Origin of the sequence: Paenibacillus sp. tmac-D7 (assembly GCF_006519665.1) — a bacterium.
Taxonomy (GTDB): Bacteria; Bacillota; Bacilli; order Paenibacillales; family NBRC-103111; genus Paenibacillus_G; species Paenibacillus_G validus.
In genome coordinates this window covers 134,737-157,038 of record NZ_VIDW01000005.1, presented here as the reverse complement: position 1 = coordinate 157,038, position 22,302 = coordinate 134,737, and the positions used below count along the sequence as shown (strand labels likewise).

Genomic DNA, 22,302 nt, shown 5'->3' with positions numbered 1-22,302 from the left:
GACGACATGCAGCTTATCGTCAGCCTCCTCCTTTTATTCAGATGATTCACGGCGGGCCGGAATGAGCTTCAGCAGCGCCTTCATGTCGGACGAATCGACCTTCCCGTCCTTATTCCAATCGCTGAGACTCTTCGCCTGCCCGATGACATACTCCAATGTCGCCGCGGCCCGAACCGAACTGTTCCGTTTACCGGACTCGACCGCCACCACGTGTACAGGAGTCGTATGCCCGATTGTCGGCTTGGCTGCCGGATTGTAAAGAAGCGACTCTCGTCCCGGTTCTGTTCCGTCCAGCGAGTAATAATAAGATATGCCGCTCACGGAAGGCAGCACAAGCTGAGATTGTTCGTTGAACGAAACGATCGGCTCAGCCGCCGTATCGGCTTCGAACACCCCGTACGTGGAGAAGTGCGAGATGTGCACCGTGACTTGACGGGTATCCGGATCGATGGATGTTGGTAAAGCTTCCCATTGTTTTGTCGATTCGTTGTAGTCGAATACTCCGACTTTGGATAAGTCCGCCGCGGCATTCACCGGCAAGGTAAGGGCAACGGTACTGCCCGGAGCCAGCGTTACGTTGGACAGTGAAATATGTGCCACGCTGCCTGCTACTTGCATGCCTGGTCTCATATCGTCCGTTGCGCCGGCGGTCACCAATACGGTTGCACCGCTGCCCACGCTGGCACCGGCCAAATTAAGGATGATGCCGCCGTTAAATACCATAGGCCAGTTGGTATCCGCAGTTACAGGCTCACCCATAAGATACGGGGCCCTTTTTACAACGGTAACCGTAAATAGTTGTTGAACGCTTGCCCCGCCCCGGCTAATCGTAGCCGTTAAGGTAACCGTCGTATCGCCCGCGCTGTAAGCCGGTCGATTCACCGTACCGTCATTACCGACCACCGCCGTATGGCTCGAACTCCATGAAATCGATGAACCTTGCGCTCCTGTCGCAGGTAACTGCATATTCGTCGTAATACCGCCCAGGTTATAGGACGTATGGATGAACTCCGTCAACTCGACTTTCGCTCTCTCTACGGCTGTCTGGTCTTCCGCCCCTGTCGGCTCCAGCTTCAGCACCTTCACCGCAAAAAGCTTCTCGCTGTATGCTCCGCCGCGGCTAATGACCGCTCTCAGCGTTACTAAAGCATCGCCCTGGCTGTACGACGGTCGCACGACGGTTCCATCCAGCGCGATAACCGAAGGTTGGCTCGAGCTCCACTGAATCGTTGTTCCTTGTACACCTGCGGATGGGAGGTACACGCTTGACGTCACGCTATCGATGTCCGTGTTCGCCTGGCGAAGCTCCAGCCAAGTTAAGGCATGATAGGCCGCGTTTACCGCGACGGCATCCGTGTCCGTCGCCAGTTCTTCCTCAAGAACGGTAAGGGTGAACGGCTGCAGGGCGCTCGCGTTGCCCCGTGTCAGCTTTGCCGTCAGCGTCACTGTAATGTCGCCCGAACCGTAGGCGGCTCTCGTGACCGTTCCGTTTGGTGAAATGACGGACGATGCGCTGGAGCTCCATGTAATCATCGTTCCCCTTGCGCCTTTCGTAGGGAGGGCGAGATTCGAAACCACTCGATCCGGCGCGCTGTTCCAGCCGCGGATCGACTCCCACGTCAGCGCCGCCTTCGCGGCTGCGACCGCCGCTTCATGGTCGGCCGTTGCCGGCTCGGCCTTCAGCACCGTTAACTCAAATGTCTTTGTCTGCCATGCGTTTCCTTTACGAATCGTCGCTGTCAACGTAACATTCGCGTTTGTCCCGTAAAAAGGCGGGCGATGGACGGTACCGTCCACGTCCACAACAGCGGTCTGATCGCTTTGCCATTCAATCGTCGTACCGTGCAAACCGATAACCGGCAAATGCACATTTTGCGTGACGCTCGCCAGACTCAAGTTATCGCTTTTAATTTCGTTTTCGTCTAATGCCGCTTTCGCTTCCAGCACCATATCCAGCGCGCTCAGCGCCGGACGCGCGATGCGAACGTCATAGTGCCTGGTCGTACCGTCCGTCGCCGTTGTTGTCAGATGAAGCGTCGAAACGCCCTTCGGAAGCGGATCGATCGTAATCGTTTTATCGTTCACCGTATAACTCAAAGCAGCCGGCGATGTATCGTGGACCCTAAACGAGCTGCTGCTGTCGCTCATGATAACCGACAGCATGACGCTTTCCGCCTCCACCTCTGCCGACCAAGCCGGGGGCGTCGTGCTTGCATCGTATTCGAAGTCGTTTTCCCCTACCCGAACCTTGGCGATATCCGCGTTGCCCGCCACTTCGGCCAGCAGGTAAGGATCGCCGGCAACGCCGCTGCCGGTCGTCTTGCTAACACTCGGCTTCAAATACACAACCGGACGAACCGCGGACGGGGCGTCCGAGTAGCGTACATGGCCCAATGGATCTACGGCCAATATGAAATGAGCATTTTCGGACTCCGCCCGAATCGGATTCATCAGAAAATACGTGAACTCCGATTCGTAAGCGGACAGCTCCGCCTTGAGCGCTTCATACCGTTCAACCCCCAGCAGGCCTACATTCGCTACAACCTTACTTTCGAACGAGCTTCTCGTCATGTCGGCAAGCGGAGCTTCGTAATTTAGCAAATACAGGGTTTGATCGAAAGGATGACGCTGAACCAGGCTCTGATCGGCACCCAGCTCCCCCCAGAACATATGGTTCAAATAATGGGCGATACTCCCCGGCTGCTCGGGCCGGAACACATAACCATCCGCTTCTGCGCCCTCAAAGTACCATGAAGAACCGCTGACGCCCCAATGGCAAGTACCGTCATTGTCCGTCGAGTCAGGGCAGCCCGTATCGACCTCTTTCAACAAAAGCTCGCGGCGGTCTTTATCGACGACGATCCATTCTTTGGAGCCTAGAGACACGATATCTCCATTGTTGATGCCGATCAGCGGAGACGATTCACGGAAAACCGTCAGTCCGTATACGTTGTGATCGGCACCCTTGGAAACCGTAATCGTGATTTCGTTCGAGCCCGGCCTCAGCGAAGGCAGCGTAATTCGACCGTTCGCATCCAGCACATCGGGCGATACCGAGAGAACGGCGTCTGGATCGTTCGTCTCGGGCGTCAAACTTAGGGTGCTTACATCGTTCGGCACCTGGATATAGTAATGCTGAGCCTCATCCGAAACTTCGGGAAAAACAGCGTAACCGCCGTCCACAGCCAACGAAGACAAGTTCAATTCGCTGTACTGGATAGTTGCCGTATAAGGGTCGCTTTCGTTCCCCGCCCAGTCCGAAAATTTCAGATAAAGGGTGTGAACCGGATCGCTCCCTCTGAGCAAATAATCAATCTGAGGCACATACGGGTAATTAGCCGTATGCTCAAATTCGGGATCCTCCGATACGATGACGCCGGACACGCCGGACCCCGTTCCATCCGTTGCGCTCAAATCCAAGGTTACCCGGCGGGAGAACGTCTTGGCCGCTCCGCCATTCACCGTAAAGCCGCCGGTCGGTTTCGTTTCGTCCAGCTCATAGATAACGGGGAAATAGTCCAAAACCTGTTTTTGATCATCGGTGCTTACCCCAATCAGCAAAGGCTCTGCGCTTTGCCAGCTGTTGGCAATGCCCGCCGCGGGGCTAAATTCCAGCGATACCGGGCTGTCGGCTGCAATGATCTGATCCTTCGCAGGCGTTAAATAGTACACGCCGTTCCCATCCGATCCGATGTGCTGCAGCGCCGTATCATTTAACCGGACCGTTTCGGCCGCCTCGTTGCTTATATGGAACGGCACTTTCAAATAAATCCGGTTATGCTCGCTGATTTCGCTTCTCGCCGTATAGGTCAACCTATAGGCGACGTTCTGCGCACTTGCCGTCAGATTGGAGGCTGCCACGTTTAACGAGCTTGGCGCTATCGTACCGTAAGCGACAGCCGGAGTCGTGTCCTTGCTCGTCGTCACTTGAAATTGAACGCTGCCCATCGTCGGCGGGTTACGAAGAGCTCCTTGCTTCAAGACAACGTTAGCCGTCGAAGAAGCAGGCATCTCACCGAGCCAAATTTCCAGAACGTCCTCGTTCGAAGTGTTTGTCGTAAGGATGACGGCGCTGGCAGGAATGTCGTTCACCGTCACCGCAGGGAGGCCGCTCCAATAAATCCTGTTGTTTTCTTTGAAATTGAAAGTAAACCCTGGCGTCAGGGCCAAATAAATCTTATCTTCGTGCGTCAATGGCTCCGTAGGCGTAAAGGAGAGGCTCCATTCGGTCTCGTTATACACCCTTGCAGTTTCCGGCGACGCCGTTACGCTCAAATGATCAACAGCGCTCGGAGCAGCACGGTGTACCCGGATCGTATAGGACACATGCAGGTTGCCGTCATTCGAAGTCGTCGTGATGACGAATGTGTTGGATCCGCTTGTCAACGACAAATGGTAAGGGATGCCCGGTTCCATCGTTTCCGTACCTAAATGCAAAGTGATGGTCGACTGCAACATGCTATATGCGGTAATGTCGATGCTCTCCTGACCGTACGGGACGTCTACATCGAATTCAAAATGCGGATCGAAAGCATTGAGACGAGAAGTCAGATCTTCGGTTCCGACGATTAATCCGGTCAAAGACGGATTTTCCACGATGCTGACGGGTTCCGATTGCCTGTTTACCTTGAAGGCATACGTGCCCGCTCCCGGGTTGGTTAATCCGGCTGTCGGCAGCAGCGTGACATCATTCTGCTCGTGCGCTGCGATCGGCAAATCCGTACCCGTTCCGCCGGAAATCGAAGCAGCCGCGGATTTATCGGACACGGCCATCGGCAAAATCAACAGCAGCGCGAAGAAGAACGGCAGCAGCCACCTCATCCGCATCCGCGGCTTTCCTCTCTGCCGTATGTAATGAAACTCATCCCCAAACATGCGAGCTTGCTCCCTTCGGATCGATAAATAGTAGTATAATTATACCATAAAAGGAGAGATAGGGATTGACTTTCGAACTATTAACGGGCCGAATTGACCAAGCATATAAAGTTTTTCCCGGTGCCGCCCATGACGACATTCCGTCCATCGCCCAAACCATTAACTGCGTCAAACTTTAATCCGATTAAGGATGAAAGGGGATGCCGGGCATAGCTTAACAGCTTAAATATTCATGTACGTTATGGTTACTGTAAATGATTGTTAAACAAATGAAACGTGTGCCCTCCGGCAAGAAACTCTCCATGGCGAACAGTACAAGCCGCTTCCGGGTTTCAAGGAAATCAGCCTCGAACGTCGAAGGATATAGCACGACCTTCCCGCAGCTGTTCCATCGGGTAAGCCGATGCCGGTTGCCGGTTTAACCGGTCGATGAATTGGAGGCTTGTAAGGATGAACCGTATGCTGCATTCCCTGGATTTATGGAAAGGTGACCGGTATTTGGCGCCGCTGGCCAGAGACGGTACGTACGAAAAAATAGAAATGCTCAGCCTGGATATCTTCGATACGCTGCTGCTGCGGGCGTGCGACCATCCCACCGACGTCTTCAGGAGAACGGCCGAACGCGCGGTTTCGTCCGGCTCGTTGAAGCGGTCCGTCAGCCCGCACGAATTCCGCTCGATGCGCGGAACGGCCGAACGCCGGGCCCGGGATAAGCAGCTGCGGCTGCAAGGCCACGACGAGATTACATTGAGCGACATCTACGCCGAAATGCCGGCGCATCTCGGCCGTCCGGAGGAGGTTCTGCGCATCGAACTCGCCACGGAGGCCGAGACGTGTTATTTGAACCCGAACGTGGCCTCCCTGCTGCGTTGCTGCAAGGCTGCGGGCAAACGGATCGCCCTCCTGTCGGACATGTACTTGTCCTCGGAGCAGCTGCTGGACCTGCTGGCGGCGGCGGGGCTGGAGCGCACGGAGATCGACGTGCTGCTCGTCTCAGGAGAGCAGCGCCGGAATAAGTCGACGGGCGGCTTGTTCGAACGGCTGCTGGAGCTGTGCCCCGGCCTGTCGCGCGAAGCGATTGTACATATCGGGGACAACGAGCGGGCGGACGTGCGAGGCGCTGCGCTGCAGCGCATTCGCGCCATTCACTATGCGGTCGTGCCCGAGTCCTTCGACAGCGCTTACCATTGGGAGGCGGTCCGGCATCGCGACGTGCTGCCGCCGTTGAAATCGCTGCGCAAGCTGGCGGGGGTCAGTCAGCGTCAGCCGGAGACCGGGGCGCCTGCCGCTGCTGAGGCGGCAGCCTTTCACGAGATCGGCGCGGGGATGGCCGGTCCGTTCTTGACGGCGCTGTGCGACTGGGCGATTGACGTATGCATCGCGGAGAACCGCACGGAAGTGCATCCGCTGATGCGCGAAGGGGTGCTGCTCACACCTATGCTGGAGCAGGCTGCTCGTTCGCGCGGCATTCCGCTGCGCGTTGTGCCGCTTTACGTATCGCGCCAAGCGACGTACTTGGCTTCGCTCAGGCGCTTCGACGAAGCCGAGCTTGAACGCTTGTTCCGTTCCGGCGACGCGAAGGTCGGCGAATTGCTGCAGAAGCTCGGCCTGGCCGAGGAGGCGCACGCGTTCGGGGAAGCGCTGGGCCTCTCGCTGCAGGAATGCCGCACGATGAAGGATGAGCAGGCCGGCACGCTGCTTGAGAAGCTGCGGCGGTTTCTGCTCGAAGCGCGAACACGCGCGAAAATCGACGCCGGCATCGCGCACCACCGGCAGCTGTTGTGCGATTACTTGAAGCAGACCTGCGAAACGCCGGAGCGTATGGTGACGTTGGATATCGGCTTTCACGGCAACATCAAAAAGTCGCTGCACGCCGCGTTGAAATACGGTCGCGTTCGTCCGGAACATCCGGACAAATCGGAAGGCGCGGCATCGCGGGCCGGGGAAGATCCGCCGACGATTCATCTGCTTGCCGTCGGCGGCGCCGGAATCGGCGACCTGCTAATGGAGGGAATCGATATTCGTTCGTTCCTCGGCAGCTCGGGCGAGAATGAGGAGCTCGGCAAAGCGCTGGTGCGCAGTCCCGCCTTTCTCGAAGAATTGATGATGGGCGCCTTCGGCTCGACGACGGGATACGCGAGGGACGAGCAGGGCCGTGTACAGCCGCAGTTGGCGCACGTATCGCTTAGCGGGGAGGAGCTCGCCTATAAGCGCGCTTTTCAGGAGGGGGCTCTGGCATTTCAACGTTATTATTACGCGTGGAAAGCGGAACGCCCGGATTGCCGCCCGGCGCTGGGCGCCCGCGAATCCTTCAAACCGCTGCATCGGCTGATTGACATGCCGACGCCCCAAGAAGCCTCGCTGCTCGGCAATCTCCGGCATCAGGATAACCATTTCGGAACGTACACGCGCATATGCGAGCCGGTGGACGAGCGCTGGTTCGAGCACGGACGCCTGCATTTCCTCGATCACGGGAGCTATGACCCGTCGGTCGTTAACGTATACTGGCCTCAGGGCACGCTGACGCGGCGGCATCCGTATGAGCTGTACCTTCATCACCTCCGGCAGCAGGACGCGACAGGCTATCAAGGCTTGCTGCTCCGGATGTGTCTGGCGGCGAAGGAGCAAGGGGCAGCCGCCCTGCATCTGGTCGGATCAGGCGCTTTCCTGGAAGCCGCCAAACGCGCCGCCTTCCTGCACAAGCTCGCCATCGCCGAAATCGTCGATCCCCGGCGGGAGGAGAGCTGGGCCGCCTTCCTGCTTGCGGCGAAGCGTGCGGAGTCCAGCGGCGGGCGGCGGCATATTTGGCTGGCCTCGGTGTCCGAGGCCGAGGTCGTCGCGTGGCGCGAAGCGATCGCGCAAGCCGTTCGGGGGAGCGGCACGTGGGCAGGAACGTGGGCAGGAACGTGGGCAGGAACGGAAGCCGGATCGGGAGGCACAGCGGAAACCGGAACGACGATTGCCGATCCGTTCCTCGCGCCGGTGTTGACTCTCCTTACAGCGCCTCGACTTCCAGCTCGGACGTAAAAATCGTGCGCCCGTCCTGCTCGCTCCGCCCCTCGATATAAATCAGGCCCGCTTCCGCCAGCGCGGATGCGTCGCGGAAGAACGATATCGTATCGCCGGGCAGCGCTTCCTGGACATAGTTGACCTGGATCGACTTCACCCGGCAGCTTCGATATTGCTCGATGGAAAAACAATCGACGATGAAATCAACATACTTGGAGTTGTTCAGGTGGCCGTTAACGTCGATGTCGCTGATGCCGATCACCCGCTTGTAAACCGGCTCCGGCGTACCGGACGGCTTGATTTTGCCGAGTTTGCACAGGATGGCTCTCTTCGTCTCGAACGCCGGGAGATCGATCGCCACCGAGTCGGACTTCAAGAGCTCCCTCTTATCGATGTCCAGCAGGACCCAGGTGGAAACCGCCCTCAGCAGGACGTTCCCCTCGTTGTCCATGACCGCATAATCCCGCTCGAACTCATATTTCTTCGGCGGCTGCGGCCAGGTCTCGATTCGAATCTCTTCATTCCACCGGGGGCGGCGCAGCAGCTCGACGCGGATGCGGGTTAATATCCACGCCGCATTCCGCTTGAGCTCGACAGCCTGAATACTCAAGCCGAGATGATCCGCATGTCTGCTTGCGATCTCTTGAAAAGCGTTGAATACGGCGCTCAGCTTCATGCTTTTTAGAAAATCGACATCACCCAAAGCAATACGGTACGTGTTCGTGTACACAGCGCGCTTCTCCATCTTCGATCCGTTCCCTTTCGTCAGGAAGCCCCGAATGCCTTCGATTCGGCCGCCTCAGTTTACTCGCCTGCCTGCAGCAAGCTTTCCGAAGCATACCGGACCGTTGTCCGTATGTCAACGGCCCTTGTCCCTATTTGTTTCCTCTCCCGAGAACCGCACACGCGGCAGAAATGTAACGCATTTGAAACATAGCGATGATATTCTCTTAACATTCATAGGTTATGATTTAGTTAACCCCCCTTTTTTCATATAGTAAGCTTTAGGCCCGCCGCGTGCGGGCCGTTTTCTTGCCCCCGGGAACGCAAACGACCGACTCCCGCCGGACGTACCGGAAACGACGGATATGGAAAACTTCCGCGAACGAAGGTCTAGGATGCGATGGATACGCAAGTGGACGGATCATAAAAAAACGCCGCTCCATCCAGGAGTGACGTTAAATGAATGATTTTGTGTTAAATCGAAGCGGACTACCCGATCAAATGCCCGGTCGCATCAAACTTCCATTCCCGGGCGGCGCCGGTCGCTTCCATCATCGGATGAGCTTCTACCTCCGGAAGCAAATTCTCCGAGACGAGAATGTCCTCCAAGGCCAGCGTATGCTTGATCCTGACGACCTTCACCTGATCGTATTCTCTTCTTCCCGCCGTGCAGACGGCTACGGATATGGCCTCTTCATCATTGTGAAGAACGAGGGGCAGCTTCCCTCCGCCTATTTCCATCGCGGTAATCACGTTCGTATACATGGTCGCAAAGTCGATTTGCTCCACAACCCGGCGTGTTGTAAAATCGGCCAGGCCGATGCCGACCGCGCTTCCTTTCGTTTCCTCCGTTAAGCCTCCGACTACAATTTTCCGGATCGCCGGGCCTTCCCCGAACGTCCTGCTCGCGCCGGAGCGCCCGATAATATTGGGGTCCATGCCGCTGCCGCTGATGTTTTTCCCGATTTCATCGACGATCAGAACATCGATGTCATTCAGCCAAAAGCGGGGCATCAACCGTTTCGCCTCGGCGAGCAATTGTTCTTCCCGGTGCGGAAGCTGCTCCTTCGGCACAAATTCAATATGCGCCGTTTCATGGTACGCATCTTCGACGATGCCCACGCCGCCAAGAATGGGCGTCCGCTCCATCATCAGCGCTCCGACAGCCGGCAGAAGGGTGCCGAAGCGTTCCATGCCGAATTTGTGCAAATAGCTGGCCCCTTTATGTTTGCCAAGGCCGATGCCGAGCATCTTGAGAATGCCGCTTTCGATCGGGCCCTTAAAGTCGGTATGGGGCTTAATCCGCGCAACGACGATAATACCGTCCGCCTGCTCGTAAGCGATTCGATCGAAGTGAACCTCCACACCGTCAAGCACGGTGCCCAGATAGACGGTATCCATCGAGGCCCGGACCGGCGCCCCCACATTCTCTTCGTGAATGCCATACCCGGCGAGCAGCCGCTCCTGGCCTTCCGCTCTTCCTCCGCCATGACTGCCCATGGCCGGAACGATGAAGGGCACCGCGCCCAGCTTCTTCAGTTCCTGAACGACTGCGCGGACAATGAGCGCGAGATTCTCGATCCCCCGGCTCCCGACGCCTACGGCAATTCGCATGCCGGGCGTAATTTTACCGCGAACGTCTTCTCTCCGGAACTGACCGCCGATGATTGCTTCCATGTCCTCCGGATCGATGCGCCTCGCATCGAACCGCTGTCTGACCGGAACCATCCGAGGCAGCCGGACAGGCTCCATCGCCGCAAGATTCACGCGCCCCAAGTTCAAGTGTATCCCTTCGCCCCGGCCGTCCGACGCACCATTCATAAAGCGGACTCCTCCCGAATCTTGATCGCTTTCAGCCTGTGCATGACAAAGCTGCGCCCCGGCTAGCGAAGCAAATTCGCCGGTTCTTTACCCGCGAACACATCAAGCAGCGCTTGCGCCGTAACCAGTCCTACCCGGCGGTACGTTTCAACCGTTTCGGCTGCCGTATGCGGCGTCGAAATCAGGTTGTCGAGTTGAAATAACGGATTATCCCCCGACACCGGCTCCTGCTCATATACGTCAATAGCCGCGCCTGCTATAGATCGCGTTTGCAACGCACGGTGAAGCGCCTTCTCATCGACAAGCGCACCCCGGGCCGTATTTACGAAAAACGCGGTTTTTTTCATCATCGAAAATTGCTCGTCGCTCATCATATGATACGTTTCTTTCAAGCTCGGCAGATGCATACTGACCACGTCGCTGCGCTTCAGCACATCATCCGAAGAAACCAGTTCAACCCCATATTCTTTCGCTTTATCTGCGTTCGGATATTTATCATAGGCGATGAGCTTCACATCGAAGCCCTGCAGCTTCTTCGCCGTCATCTGCGCGATATTGCCGAATCCCAGCAGCCCGACGGTTTTCCCCTGAATTTCCTCCCCCACATAGCGGTCCCAATACCCGCGTCTGGCGGACTGATGCAAGGCAGGGATGTTGCGGATCATGGACAAGATCAGCCCTACGGCCAGCTCGGCTACGGCGTTCGCGTTGCCTCCCGGCACGTTGGTCACCTGAATGCCGTACTCGCGCGCTTTGGCCAAATCGATGTTGTCGACGCCTACGCCGAAACGGGCGATCGCCTTCAGATTCGGCGCCAGCTTGAACACGGCTTCATCCCAGGTATCGACGCCTGCAATGACGCCGTCGATATCCGATACGAGAGGAACCAGCTCCTCGAACGTATGCGGACGTCCCACCCGGTTCTCGATGATTTCGCAGCCGCCCTCTTCCAGAAGACGCTTCGCTTCCGCGCACAGCGTCGAATAATTGGTCGCCGTAACCAGCACCTTGTTCAATCTTGTCATTATTTAACTCCTCCTACGGTCATGCCGCTAACCATATATTTTGAAGTGAACAGATACATGATGATGACCGGAATGGAAGCAATGATGGAACCGCCCATCAGCGGACCCCATGCAAAGACGTCACCCACGATCATGTCGGACAATCCGAGCGTAATCGTCTTGTCGACACTTTTGGTCACGACGACCAGCGCGTACAAGTATTCGCTCCAGCACAAGGTGAACGCGAAAATGAATGTAGCCGCAATCCCCGGAGCGGACAGCGGGAAGATGATGCTCAGCATCGTGCGGGCCCGTGTGCAGCCGTCGATCATCGCCGCCTCTTCGATTTCAACGGGAATCGATTTGAAGTACGAGATCAGCATCCAGGTCGCATACGGAATCGTAATGGTCGGATAGATCAGCATCAAACCAAAGATCGAATCATTCAATCCAATCGTGGAGACCAGCATGTACAGCGGAATGAACAGCACCGCCCGCGGCATTAAATAGGCATACAGAATGCCTTTGGAGATCATGGTGCGGCCCCGGAAGCGCAGCTTGGAGATCGCATAGGCCGCCAGCATGCTGACGACAATCGACAGAAAAGCAACGATCAGCGAGACCAGCAGGCTGTTCTTGATGTTGGTAAGAAAACCTTTCTCCATAATCAGCTTCACATAAGCCGACCACGTGAAATTTTTAGGCCAGAAGGATGGCGTCATATTATAGATTTCGCCTTGCGATTTGAAGGACGTATTCACCATCCAATAAAGCGGAAACAGCGCGCATATTAAGAGGACGGCCAGCGTGACGTAAACGACAATTTGTTTGCCGATCGATTTATTTTCCATGCGCATTCACCTACTCGTCGGACGAAAGCGAACGCTTCGTGACGAAGTTGATCAGCATGATCAACGGTGGCATCGTCAGAATGGCAATGGCAATCGCTTTCCCCAAGCTCATATTTAAAAACCCGATCGTATAGCTAAGTGTGGATAAAACCTGTGTGCCGTTGGATGGGCCTCCGCGTGTCAGCAGCCAAATGATTTCAAAGTCGTTAAGCGTCCAGATCGTCGTCATCACGGCAGCCAGCACCGTCACTTCCTTGACGGAAGGCAGCGTCATGTAGATGAACCGCTTGACCGCGCCCGCGCCGTCCAGCATCGCCGCTTCGTACATTTCCTTGGATACCGTCTGCAGACCCGCCAGAATGGCAATCCCCATGAACGGAATCCCTCTCCAGACGTTCACCAGAATAACCGAGAACATGGCAAGATCCGGGGTAGCCAGCCAGCCGACCGGAGCGCCGATCAGTCCGGTCTTCAGCAGCAGAAAATTCAGCACGCCGCCGACATCGGAATAAATCCACTGCCACGTGAATACCGACACGATGGTCGGAATCGTCCACGGGAGGAACAGCAGGACCCGGAACACATTGCGCAGCACGATTTTCTCATTCAAAACGAGCGCCATGATCATGCCGAATACCGTTTTGCCGATAACCGCCACGACCGTGAAGATGATCGTATTCCATACCGCTTTCCAGAACAACGAATCCTTCATGAGCTCGATATAGTTGCTCAAGCCGGTAAACGTTGCCGGTACGCCCACAACCTTATTCGTAAAGCTTAAGTACAGCGCCCAGCCGAACGGAAGGACCATAACGGCAAGTAAATAAATCAGCACGGGACTCATCAGCATATAGGCAAGTTTGTTGTCCGTATTCGTTCTCAAAGCTTATCCCCGCCTTACTTGTGAAGCTATGGAACGACCGCACTGCGCGATCATTCCATAGCGTGAAATGTAAAGATTACTTTTTGTTGTAAACTTCCTCAATCTTCGTGTGCAGATCCTTAACCGCCGTCTCAGGCGTATAATTCGGCTCCAGGAGCAGCTTCTGGAACGCGTCGTTCACGATGCGCAGGTTGAATATTTCTCCGGCCTTCGGATTGTACTCGCCCGGGAAGCCCAAGAAATTGAAGCCTTTGACCGACTCGACGAAAGCTTTATTCTTCTCTTCCTGCCAAACCGGCTCGGTCGTTAATTTGGTATAAACCGGTCCTGTCAACGGCGCGCCCTTCTCGATCCATGTTTTATACCAGTCGGCATTCAGCATGAACTCGACAAACCGCTTGGCCAGATCCTTGTTCTTGGAATCTTTGAAAATCCCCAGGTTGTTGCTGATTCCCGGAATGAAGGTTCCCTTCGGTCCTGCCGGATAAGTGGCGATCCCGGTTTTCTCATACAAATCCGGGTTATCCTTCTTAATGGTGGCCAAGGTGCTTCCGACGTTGAAAATCATCGCCGCCTGGCCGCTTAAATACGCTTTGTTGTTCCCGCTGTCATCCCATCCGAGCGCGCTCGGCGGCGTGCTCTTGTCCGTCAGGAAAATATCGCGGATAAATTTCGTCGCTTCGACCGATTCCGGCGAATTCACGATGACCGTTTTGCCGTCCTTCGTATCGAGGGAGCCGCCGTAGGACCAAATAATGCCGCGCGTCAGGAATTCCGCATCGGAGTTGCCTTTGCCGTAGCCCATGCCGGCGCCGTATACGCCTTTGCTCGGATCGGTTAACGCCTTGGCCATTTTTCTGAACTCTTCCCACGTTTTTGGAGGGGCGTCGAAGCCCGCGTTCTTCAGCAGATCTTTCCGATAGTAAAGCACCTGGGATTCCGTCCAGAACGGCACGGCGTATTGCTTGCCCTGGAACGTGACCGCCTTCTTCATGCTCTCCTGGATTTCGCCGTTCGTGCCCTCCAGCTTCTTGACCACGTCGCTCAAGTCCTCCAGCACGTCTTTGCCGTAGAACTGGCCGACCTCCTGGTAGCCGAAGTACGAAACGTCAGGGGTTGTTTTCGACTCGATCGCCGCGGACCATTTCGGATAAAAATCTTCATAAGCGATCAGCTCGATGTTTACGTTCACATTTTGGTCCACTCCGAACTGCTTGGCCCGTTCCAGAATCAGCTTGTTCTGATCCTCGAACAGCTGCTTTTTCATCCAAAAGGTCAAGGTTGGCTTCTGCCCGCCGCTTCCCGCGCTTCCGCTTCCTTCCTTGGTCGTCCCTGTTCCGGTTGTGCCGGCGCTTCCGCCGCTGCTGCAGCCCGCTGCAAGCGAAGCCATCAATGCGACGGCCACCGTTCTTGTCATCCATGTTTTCATACGAAGAAAGACCTCCCGTGGTAATCTCGTTTAGGCGGCTATCGCCTCTGCGCGATTAGCCCCTACATCCATAGTAAAGCGTTTACTTGCGCGTTAAAATGACAACAATTTAACCCCGATGGCACATTCTTAACGTGATCTGCGATTCGCTGCATGAAAAGGAAAAACTTTGCCAAAGACGAAGAAAAACCCGCCTTCTGATGAAGGCGGGCTGCACGGAAGACGACCAGAGCTACTGGTCTTCGCCCTTGTCCAGGTTTAAGCGGAACTCCTGCGGAGTTACCGAATAGTACTTTTTAAACACCTTAATAAAATAGTTCGGATTTTGATACCCCAGCTGCAGCGCGATCTCATAGTTTTTCAACGCGGGGTTGGCAAGCATGGCGGCAGCCTGTTCCATCTTCAGCCGCAGTACGTAATCGCTTAGATTTTCTCCGGTTTCGAGCTTGTAAATACGCGATACATGAACCGGATGCATATACATATGATCCGCGATGGCCTGCAGCGAAACGTTCTCCACCAGATGCTTCTGCACAAAATGCTGGATTCTCCGCACGGCGTTCTCGCGCTCGTTCCTCGTTTCGTTCTCCATGCACTGCTGAAGCAGCCTGAACGATTGAAAGATCCATTGATGCAAAGCTGTGATCGAACGGCACGGCGTCAAACCGGCCACATCGGATAAAACCGGGCCAATCATATCGGCCAGCTCGCGCCCGTTTTTATGAGCGTAGGAGCTGAAGGAAGCGTAGATGGAGAAAAACACTTCCACCAGATGCTCGTGGGAATCCGCCCATTTCCGGTTTAGCTCCTCCCAGATCGCCGCTAACTTCTCCTCGGTCTGCTCCCAATTGCCGGACTCGAGCAAATGCACGAGCAGCGGGGGCTCGTAAAGCCGCTGCAGCGCATGTACTGGCATCTGCTCCATCTCGTCAGCGACATAAACTAACAGCCCGCTTTGACTGCCCACCCGTCTGCGGAGAGAGAACAAGCTGTCCTCGTACAGCCTCTTCACATCATGCGGGAACACCCCCCACTTGCTGATTAACGCCGAGACGGTCCCCTTCAAATAGTGGTTCACACTGAGCTGCAATTGGGAGGCCATCAGCCGGAGCTGGCCCGCCGCTTCTTCCATGAAGCGCTCGGCGGAAGCCTGCTCCGCCTTCTTCTCACCGGATAACGTCACCACGAATGCCAAATATCCATGTACGTCCTTGCATGACCAGAGCCGGAACCCGTCTTCGAATATTTCCTCCGCCATGTTCGCGACCGCGTATTCCATGAGAGATAAGCTGTATAGATCAAGCTCCGACAGCTGGCCTTCCATCCGGACGAGCAGCAGAGCGAACGGCTCCTCGCGCACAATGTCCATTTTCAGCATATCCAGCTTCTCCGCCAGGCGCGCAGCCGAATAGTTCATGCCCTGCAGCAGCTCATTCAACAATTCGCCCCTGAGCTTGGGGAGATTCTCCTCCAGGGTCTTGACCACCCGCTGGTAAGATTGATTCTCGTCTCGTTCCTTCTGCAGCGCTTCCACGGCGTTGCCAACCTTCAGCAGTACCTCTTCGTCGCTGATCGGCTTCAGCAAATACTCATAGGTATCGTGGGCAATCGCTTCCTGCGCATAGGAAAATTCCGCATGCCCCGAGAGCAGGATGCATTTGATCTTCTTCCAGCTGCGGCGAACCCGCGCGAGCAGCTCCAGCCCGTTCATGCCCGGCATCCGAATGTCGGTCATCATAATATCGATGGAATTCGTATTTAAAATCTCCAGCGCTTCACTGCCCGAATATGCCTTGAATACGGTTCCGATTCCAATCTCATGCCACGGAAGGGTGTCGGCCAGACTGTCGACGACGCTGGCCTCATCGTCGACGAGCAGCAACTGAAGCATGTCTATTCCTCCTTGGATAAAGCGGTCTTGTCCTCCCAAATCAGTTCAACGCGAAATCCGTTTAGCGGTGATTGCGAGAAATATAAGCCGGACGTTCCTTCGTACAGGTGAATCAACCGCTGATGAATGTTCCACAAGCCGCAGCCCGTTTCTTCTTCCAAAGGCTCGGCGACTCTTCGCTGCAGCTCCTCCAGCTTGTCCGCCGAAATACCGACGCCGTTATCGTCGACAATAATCTTGTTGATCCCGTTCACCCGTTCGCCCTTCACTTGAATCACGCCGAATTGAAGGCTGTTTTCTACCCCGTGGATCACCGCGTTTTCAACCAACGGTTGAATCAACAAGCGCGGAATTTCAAGCGTCTGCATCTCCTCCGGGATGTCGATTTCGTAGTGTAAGCGCTGTAAGCGGAGCGTCTGGATCATCAAGTAATTTTCGATCAGCTTGACTTCTTCCTTGAGCTTCGTCATCGTGCTCTCCAGCCTTGTCGTGTACCGGTAATATTCGCCCAGGTTCAGCGACATCGCCACCACCGCTTCCTTATCGCCCAGATTAGCCATGTTCTTGATATAAAATAAACAGTTGTACAAAAAGTGCGGATTGATTTGCGATTGCAGCTGCTTCAGCGTAGCTTCCCTCGAGCGGAGCGTTTCCTTATATACCTTCTCGATAAGCTCTTGAATCTTCTCCGCCATTTCGTTGAAGCTGATGAACAGAAAGTCGAATTCATTGTTCGGCTGCTGCTTGAGCCTGGCGGAATACTGGCCGTCCTTAATGCGCTGCACGCCCCGTATCAGCAGCTGAATGGGCCGCTGCACGTTTCGGTACAACAGCAGGGTAACCAGAAGACTCATCGCCGTCAGCAAGCCGATGGACGTATAAAATAAATTTCGGCTGGTAATGATGGGCGCGAAGATGCTTTCCAGCGGGACAATATCGACCAGATACCACCCGAGACTTTCGGAGCGAATATAATTGACGATATATTTCTGCTTGTTGAGCGATACGGTAATACTGCCGCTGTGCTGAAGCTCCTGCCGGTCCAACTGCTCGACGACCCGGCCGACCAGCGTCCGGTCTGCCGTGTAGTTCAGGATCGGCTCCATCCCGGATTGATACAGGAAAGGCTCCCGCTTGTCCCCCTGCTTCAATAAATTCAGCATGTTCTTGATGTTATCATCCGTAAATCGAATCTCAATGTACAGGTTGGGAATATCCGATTCCTTGATTCTGGAAAAAAACGTTTGGTACATCCCGTAAGTAAGCGCGCTGCGATGCGACCACTTCTTCAACTCCGGATTCCGGAGATAGTTCTCGTCGTATTGGACCGAGTAATCGGTAGAGATGATCTCCTTGGAATCGAGCAAATATAAGATGATCTGATTGTTCCAGGCGCTTGTCGCAATTTGCATGTTCAGCATGTCGACAATCCGCATTTGCCGCTGCAGCTGAACGAGCGGCTTGCTCGTGTTCCGCCCGTCCAAATATTCTTTAATGCTGTAATCCCGACTGGCTGTCACCGAATATTTGGTTAATTGGTCGATCATCATCTCCATTTGGCTCATGAAGAAGGCAAGCCGGTTCCGGTTTCCTTCCTCCACCGTTTGGCGGACTACATTAACGCTTACCTGATTCGAATACATGTACAAAAGAATAATCGGAATAAGCAAAGAAATGACGAGCGTGATGACTTTTCCGAACGTATTCATCGGCTCTTCTCCTTGTCGATGAGCGATTGAAAGCTGATGTTGGCCTTGTCCGCGGCGGCCTTGATATCTTCACCCAGCAAGCCCTGAATGACAATATCCCCGATGATCTCGCGGGCCTCGCCTACATTGATCACCTGCGGGCGGTCGTGCCCCACTCCGACCCGCATCGATTCCGTAACAACAGGAATATACGCAGCCGGAAACCCCGAAACGCCTTGAGGATCGTTCCATACCGACTGGCGGGCGCCGGGATTTCCCCGCTGCTGGGAATGCATCACGAGGTCTTTGCTCGTCGCCCACTGGATGAAGCTCCATGCCGCCTCCTTGCGGCCCGATGCGGCGCTCATCGCCAACCCCCAAGCGGTTATATTAAAAGGCTTGGCGCCGGCTTGTCCCGCAGGAAACATCGCATACCCGATCTTGTCGCCGATCGCCGATTGACCGGAATTGATGACATTGGTATATATCGCGCTGGCATCGGTATACAAAGCCGCTTTGCCTAACGCGAAAACGCCTGCGGCTTGCTGCCAGCCCATATTAAAGACACCGGGGGGCCCATAATTTTTCAACAACCGGATATATCGGGTCATCCCCCTGATCGCTTCCGGCGTATTGATCGCCGCAAGATCGTTCTTCTGAAAATCCCCGCCCTCGGAATACAGGAAGGAGGAGAGCTGCGTAACCAAAGCGTTTCTTTGGCCCCTGGCGACAAAGCCGTAAACGCCACTGGCCGGATCGTGCAGCCGGCGTGCCGCCGCTTCAAGCTCATCCAGCGTCCGGGGAACGGCCAGCCCGGCCTGCTCGAATAAATCCTTCCGGTAATATAAAATTTGCTGCTCGGTAGACAGCGGGATCGAGGTTAACCGCCCCCCGGTTGTCGTCGAATCGATGGCCGATTGAAAGAAATCGTCAAAGTCATAGCCCGGATCTCTTCGTACGTATTCGTCCAAGGGCTGCAGCCATCCGTTCTTATCAAACAGCCTGAGCTCTTCCAGCGGGCGGATCATGAACACATCGGGACTTGAACTGCCCGCCGTAAGCTGGACCGAGAGCTTCTGGCTCAGCTGTTCATTGGTAAAGCTGAGCAGATCTACTTTAAGGCCGGTTTGGGCTTCAAATTCCGGAAGCAGGGACTTGATCGTATCCGCGGCCGCGCTGTTCCCCATATAGACCGTGATGCTTTGTCCGGTAAACGGGTTGCCTGCTGCAGGGCTAGTAGGATCCGAGACGTCACGGTCCGCGGCGGCGCTGCAGCCGATCACCGCACCTGCCGTCAGCAGCATGCAGCTAATTAGAGCGATCCGGCGAGTAGCCTTCATAGACATCGTACCTTTTGGCCTCCTAAACATGCTTACTATTCATTTTATGGGCTTTCTTAAATTTAGATATGCTATTTATTTAACAATGGGGATATTAAATTAGCAACGTGGAACCGGCAGGAAACATTCTCCATATGCGCACCCGTCCAATAAAAGAATGAAAACGCCGCCCCCCTAGGGAACGACGTTCGATTACAAGGAGCGGTCCGCTCTAGCTTCCGCCTTAGCCGCGCACCGGGCGTACTGCTCCGGATCGTTAAAGCTGAGCGCGAAATCGATGTCCAATCCGGCTGCGGCCAGCTCCTGTTCCGTCGCGAAGTCAGCCCCGATCTCATGCAGCCAGCGAATCAAGCCGGTGGAGCCCCCGCGGATTCGCGCTTCCACGGACGGCAGGCACGTTCTGCGGTACAGCCCGTGCAGCGGATGCGCCTGTTCCCCGGCGCACGGGATGACCGCCGGTGCAGCGCCCGCTTCGAGCCGCCGCAGCAGCCACGCCGCGACCCTCGACGAGACGAACGGCATGTCGCATCCGACGACCCAATGATAATCGTGCGACGAACCCGACAAAGCCGCATGCAGGCCGCTCATCGGCCCCTTATGCGGGATGATGTCGGCGATCAGCTCCGCGCCAGATCCGACCGCTGCAGCGTAAAGCTCCGGTTCGTTCGCGACGACGACGACGCTGTCGCAAACCTTATGCATCTCCGCAACCGTACGCCCGATCAGAGGCTGCCCGGCGATCGGCATCAGCCCTTTCGCCTGCCCCATACGCGTATTAAGGCCGCCGGCCACGATGACGCCCTTCAACATACGGCGCTTCATCGCTTCTCCTCCTGCCCGCCCGCGATATCGAGCCCGAATTTGTCCGCAACGACGCGAAGCAGCGCCTCCGTGTCGTCGATCGCCACGATAGGCGTTCCCCCTGCATGGGGGGCGGCCTGCTCCGGAGCAAGCCATGCCGCGACGGCGAGCGGATGGGATACCCGGCCGATCAACGCCAGATCCCCGGCTTCCCGGACGATCACGATTTTCGGGTAATCCTCGGACTTAAAGCCCTCCACCACCACGATATCCAGATGCGCCATCCGCTGTACCAGCTCGTTCAAGGCAAGCGGCCGCTGCTCCAGGATGAACGTCCGCCCTCCGCCGTCCGAGGTGATGGCCACGGCCTCCGCTCCCGCTTCGCGGTGCTGCCATGTATCCTTGCCCGGCAGGTCGATCTCGAAGTCGTGCGCATCGTGCTTGATCGTACCGACCGAATACCCTGCCGCGCGGAACAGGCGGATGAGACGGCACGTGAGTGTCGTTTTGCCCGTATTCTTATACCCGACGACTTGAAAAACCGCTTTCGTTGCCATCCGATTCCTCGTCCTTCCGCCTCTAGCCTAATAGCAGCACGTCGACCAAATCCCCCGGTTGAAGCCCGCTGCCTCCGGCCGGGATCACGATGAGCGCCGTCGTATCTTTAATGGAAATGAGGCTGCCCGATTGATTGTGCCGATGCGTGACCGCATATACTCGCCCTTCGGCAAAAGACAGCGTCCCCCGCACATAACGGGGATAGTTGTTCACCTTCGGAAACCCTTCGCCCAGCAGCGCGCGGATGCGCTGCAGCGCCGGACCGGCCGTTCCCTGCATCGCCGCCAAGGCCGGACGCACGAACAGCTCGAACCCGACAAAACAAGCGCCCGGGTTGCCCGAAAGCGCGAAAATCAGCTTCCCGTTCAACACGCCCGCACTGGTCGGACTGCCGGGGCGCATCGCCACCTTCGTAAACAGCGTCGTCCCCTCCCAGGAGACAAGCCAGTCGGCGAGCACGTCGTAATCCCCGACGGAAACGCCCCCGCTCGTAATAACGGCGTCGGCTTGCGCCAGCGCTTCAAGGATCGCGGCCCGCACATGCTCCAGCTCATCCGCGGCCGTCTCCAGCACGAGCGGGATGCCGCCCAACGCGCGCACCCGATCGGCCAGCATCCAGGCGTTGCTGTTGCGGATTTTGCCCGGTTCCAGCGGCGCGTCCGCCGGCAGCAGCTCGGAGCCCGTGGACAGGATCGCGATCGTCGGACGGCGGTATACCGGCACTTCCGTGATGCCGAAGACGGCGAGCAGCGCAGTCTCGCCTGCGCCTATGACACGCCCTTCTTCCAGCAGCAGCTCCGCTTCGCTCACCTCCGAACCGATCCCGGACACGTTCGTGCCCGAAACAAGCGGCTTCATAACCGAGATGCAGGCCGCACCGTCCCGCTCGATCGTCTCCGTCATCTCAAACATGACGACCGTATCCGCTCCTTCGGGCAGCATGGCCCCGGTCATGATTCTCGACGTTTGGCCGCTGGCCACAGGGCGCTCCGGCACGCAGCCGCACGGGATGTGCTCGACGACCTCGAGCACGACGGGCGTGTCTCTGCTAGCCGCGGCGAGATCCGCCGCCCTTACCGCATAGCCGTCCATCCCCGACCGGCGGAAGGCCGGATACGGATGCGGTGCGGCGATCCGCGCCGCCACCCGTCGGCCGGACGCTTGCGCCAGTGGAACCGTCTCCGTCTCCAGCACGCGAACATGCGCTTGAATGCGGTTCAGCGCTTCTTCCACCTGAACGGTGTCCCGGTTGTATTTCCCGCTTAGGTTCGGCATCCTTCCGTTCCCCTCTTCGCTTTCTTCGACTTGTTAACAAAATTTTATCATTCCGCTTGGTAAAAGGACAGCGTTTGTCGCACAAAATGTTGCCGGCGTATGCCGCTGCAAACATAGCGGAGCTGCGACGCTTGGTTAGCGTATCCTCCGCCCT

At 56.2% G+C, this 22,302-nt stretch carries 14 protein-coding genes; 1 reads left to right on the top strand and 13 read right to left on the bottom strand.

Annotation, left to right across the window (positions count from 1 at the left end; genetic code table 11):
* Positions 1-33: 33 nt before the first annotated feature.
* Positions 34-4,827, bottom strand: coding sequence for a cadherin-like beta sandwich domain-containing protein (locus tag FKP33_RS05715; RefSeq protein WP_181410052.1), 4,794 nt, complete (start codon positions 4,825-4,827; stop codon positions 34-36).
* 498 nt (positions 4,828-5,325) lie between these two features.
* On the opposite strand from FKP33_RS05715, the gene FKP33_RS05710 reads away from it, so the two are divergent.
* On the top strand, positions 5,326-7,902 hold the full coding sequence (locus tag FKP33_RS05710; protein ID WP_141334141.1) for an HAD family hydrolase: 2,577 nt from the start codon (positions 5,326-5,328) through the stop codon (positions 7,900-7,902).
* Here the strand turns inward: FKP33_RS05710 and FKP33_RS05705 are convergent.
* From FKP33_RS05705 to FKP33_RS05650, 12 genes are all read right to left on the bottom strand, one after another.
* Complete coding sequence (locus tag FKP33_RS05705) at positions 7,871-8,629, bottom strand: acyl-[acyl-carrier-protein] thioesterase (protein WP_054795775.1); 759 nt, start codon at positions 8,627-8,629, stop codon at positions 7,871-7,873. The two genes, FKP33_RS05710 and FKP33_RS05705, sit on opposite strands and share 32 nt — an antisense overlap.
* 467 nt (positions 8,630-9,096) lie before the next feature.
* The gene (locus FKP33_RS05700; RefSeq protein ID WP_054795774.1) at positions 9,097-10,428 is read right to left on the bottom strand and encodes a nickel pincer cofactor-dependent isomerase, group 22; all 1,332 of its coding nucleotides are present in this window, start codon (positions 10,426-10,428) and stop codon (positions 9,097-9,099) included.
* 62 nt (positions 10,429-10,490) lie between these two features.
* Positions 10,491-11,453: a phosphoglycerate dehydrogenase gene (locus FKP33_RS05695; RefSeq protein ID WP_141334139.1), complete on the bottom strand. Its 963-nt coding sequence runs from the start codon at positions 11,451-11,453 to the stop codon at positions 10,491-10,493.
* Entirely contained in the window at positions 11,453-12,283 is an 831-nt protein-coding gene (locus FKP33_RS05690) for a carbohydrate ABC transporter permease (protein WP_127606772.1), read from the bottom strand. The genes FKP33_RS05695 and FKP33_RS05690 overlap by 1 nt, the downstream gene beginning before the upstream one ends.
* 10 nt (positions 12,284-12,293) lie before the next feature.
* Positions 12,294-13,166, bottom strand: a complete 873-nt coding sequence (locus tag FKP33_RS05685) for a carbohydrate ABC transporter permease (protein WP_230876177.1) — start codon at positions 13,164-13,166, stop codon at positions 12,294-12,296.
* Positions 13,167-13,242: 76 nt separating this feature from the next.
* A complete protein-coding gene (locus FKP33_RS05680; protein ID WP_141334138.1) occupies positions 13,243-14,595 on the bottom strand; it encodes an ABC transporter substrate-binding protein in 1,353 nt (450 codons plus the stop codon).
* 232 nt (positions 14,596-14,827) lie between these two features.
* Positions 14,828-16,486: a response regulator gene (locus FKP33_RS05675; RefSeq protein WP_141334136.1), complete on the bottom strand. Its 1,659-nt coding sequence runs from the start codon at positions 16,484-16,486 to the stop codon at positions 14,828-14,830.
* A gap of 2 nt (positions 16,487-16,488) precedes the next feature.
* Positions 16,489-18,195, bottom strand: coding sequence for a sensor histidine kinase (locus tag FKP33_RS05670; RefSeq protein ID WP_127606768.1), 1,707 nt, complete (start codon positions 18,193-18,195; stop codon positions 16,489-16,491).
* Entirely contained in the window at positions 18,192-19,520 is a 1,329-nt protein-coding gene (locus FKP33_RS05665) for an ABC transporter substrate-binding protein (protein ID WP_230876176.1), read from the bottom strand. The genes FKP33_RS05670 and FKP33_RS05665 overlap by 4 nt, the downstream gene beginning before the upstream one ends.
* Before the next feature lie 186 nt (positions 19,521-19,706).
* Positions 19,707-20,336, bottom strand: a complete 630-nt coding sequence (gene mobA, locus FKP33_RS05660; RefSeq protein WP_164751774.1) for a molybdenum cofactor guanylyltransferase — start codon at positions 20,334-20,336, stop codon at positions 19,707-19,709.
* Positions 20,333-20,872: a molybdopterin-guanine dinucleotide biosynthesis protein B gene (mobB, locus tag FKP33_RS05655; RefSeq protein WP_141334133.1), complete on the bottom strand. Its 540-nt coding sequence runs from the start codon at positions 20,870-20,872 to the stop codon at positions 20,333-20,335. Before mobB ends, mobA begins: the two co-directional genes overlap by 4 nt.
* Positions 20,873-20,894: 22 nt before the next feature.
* On the bottom strand, positions 20,895-22,148 hold the full coding sequence (locus FKP33_RS05650) for a molybdopterin molybdotransferase MoeA (protein WP_141334131.1): 1,254 nt from the start codon (positions 22,146-22,148) through the stop codon (positions 20,895-20,897).
* Positions 22,149-22,302 lie beyond the last annotated feature (154 nt).

Bases quoted from the DNA above. Each gene is read 5' to 3' on its own strand.
- FKP33_RS05705 (WP_054795775.1), bottom strand. From the start codon at position 8,629: ATGGAGAAGCGCGCTGTGTACACGAACACGTACCGTATTGCTTTGGGT.
- mobA (WP_164751774.1), bottom strand. From the start codon at position 20,336: ATGAAGCGCCGTATGTTGAAGGGCGTCATCGTGGCCGGCGGCCTTAAT.
- FKP33_RS05700 (WP_054795774.1), bottom strand. From the start codon at position 10,428: ATGAATGGTGCGTCGGACGGCCGGGGCGAAGGGATACACTTGAACTTG.
- FKP33_RS05650 (WP_141334131.1), bottom strand. From the start codon at position 22,148: ATGCCGAACCTAAGCGGGAAATACAACCGGGACACCGTTCAGGTGGAA.
- FKP33_RS05665 (WP_230876176.1), bottom strand. From the start codon at position 19,520: ATGTCTATGAAGGCTACTCGCCGGATCGCTCTAATTAGCTGCATGCTG.
- FKP33_RS05670 (WP_127606768.1), bottom strand. From the start codon at position 18,195: ATGAATACGTTCGGAAAAGTCATCACGCTCGTCATTTCTTTGCTTATT.
- FKP33_RS05680 (WP_141334138.1), bottom strand. From the start codon at position 14,595: ATGAAAACATGGATGACAAGAACGGTGGCCGTCGCATTGATGGCTTCG.
- FKP33_RS05695 (WP_141334139.1), bottom strand. From the start codon at position 11,453: ATGACAAGATTGAACAAGGTGCTGGTTACGGCGACCAATTATTCGACG.
- FKP33_RS05690 (WP_127606772.1), bottom strand. From the start codon at position 12,283: ATGGAAAATAAATCGATCGGCAAACAAATTGTCGTTTACGTCACGCTG.
- FKP33_RS05675 (WP_141334136.1), bottom strand. From the start codon at position 16,486: ATGCTTCAGTTGCTGCTCGTCGACGATGAGGCCAGCGTCGTCGACAGT.
- mobB (WP_141334133.1), bottom strand. From the start codon at position 20,872: ATGGCAACGAAAGCGGTTTTTCAAGTCGTCGGGTATAAGAATACGGGC.
- FKP33_RS05710 (WP_141334141.1), top strand. From the start codon at position 5,326: ATGAACCGTATGCTGCATTCCCTGGATTTATGGAAAGGTGACCGGTAT.
- FKP33_RS05715 (WP_181410052.1), bottom strand. From the start codon at position 4,827: ATGCGGATGAGGTGGCTGCTGCCGTTCTTCTTCGCGCTGCTGTTGATT.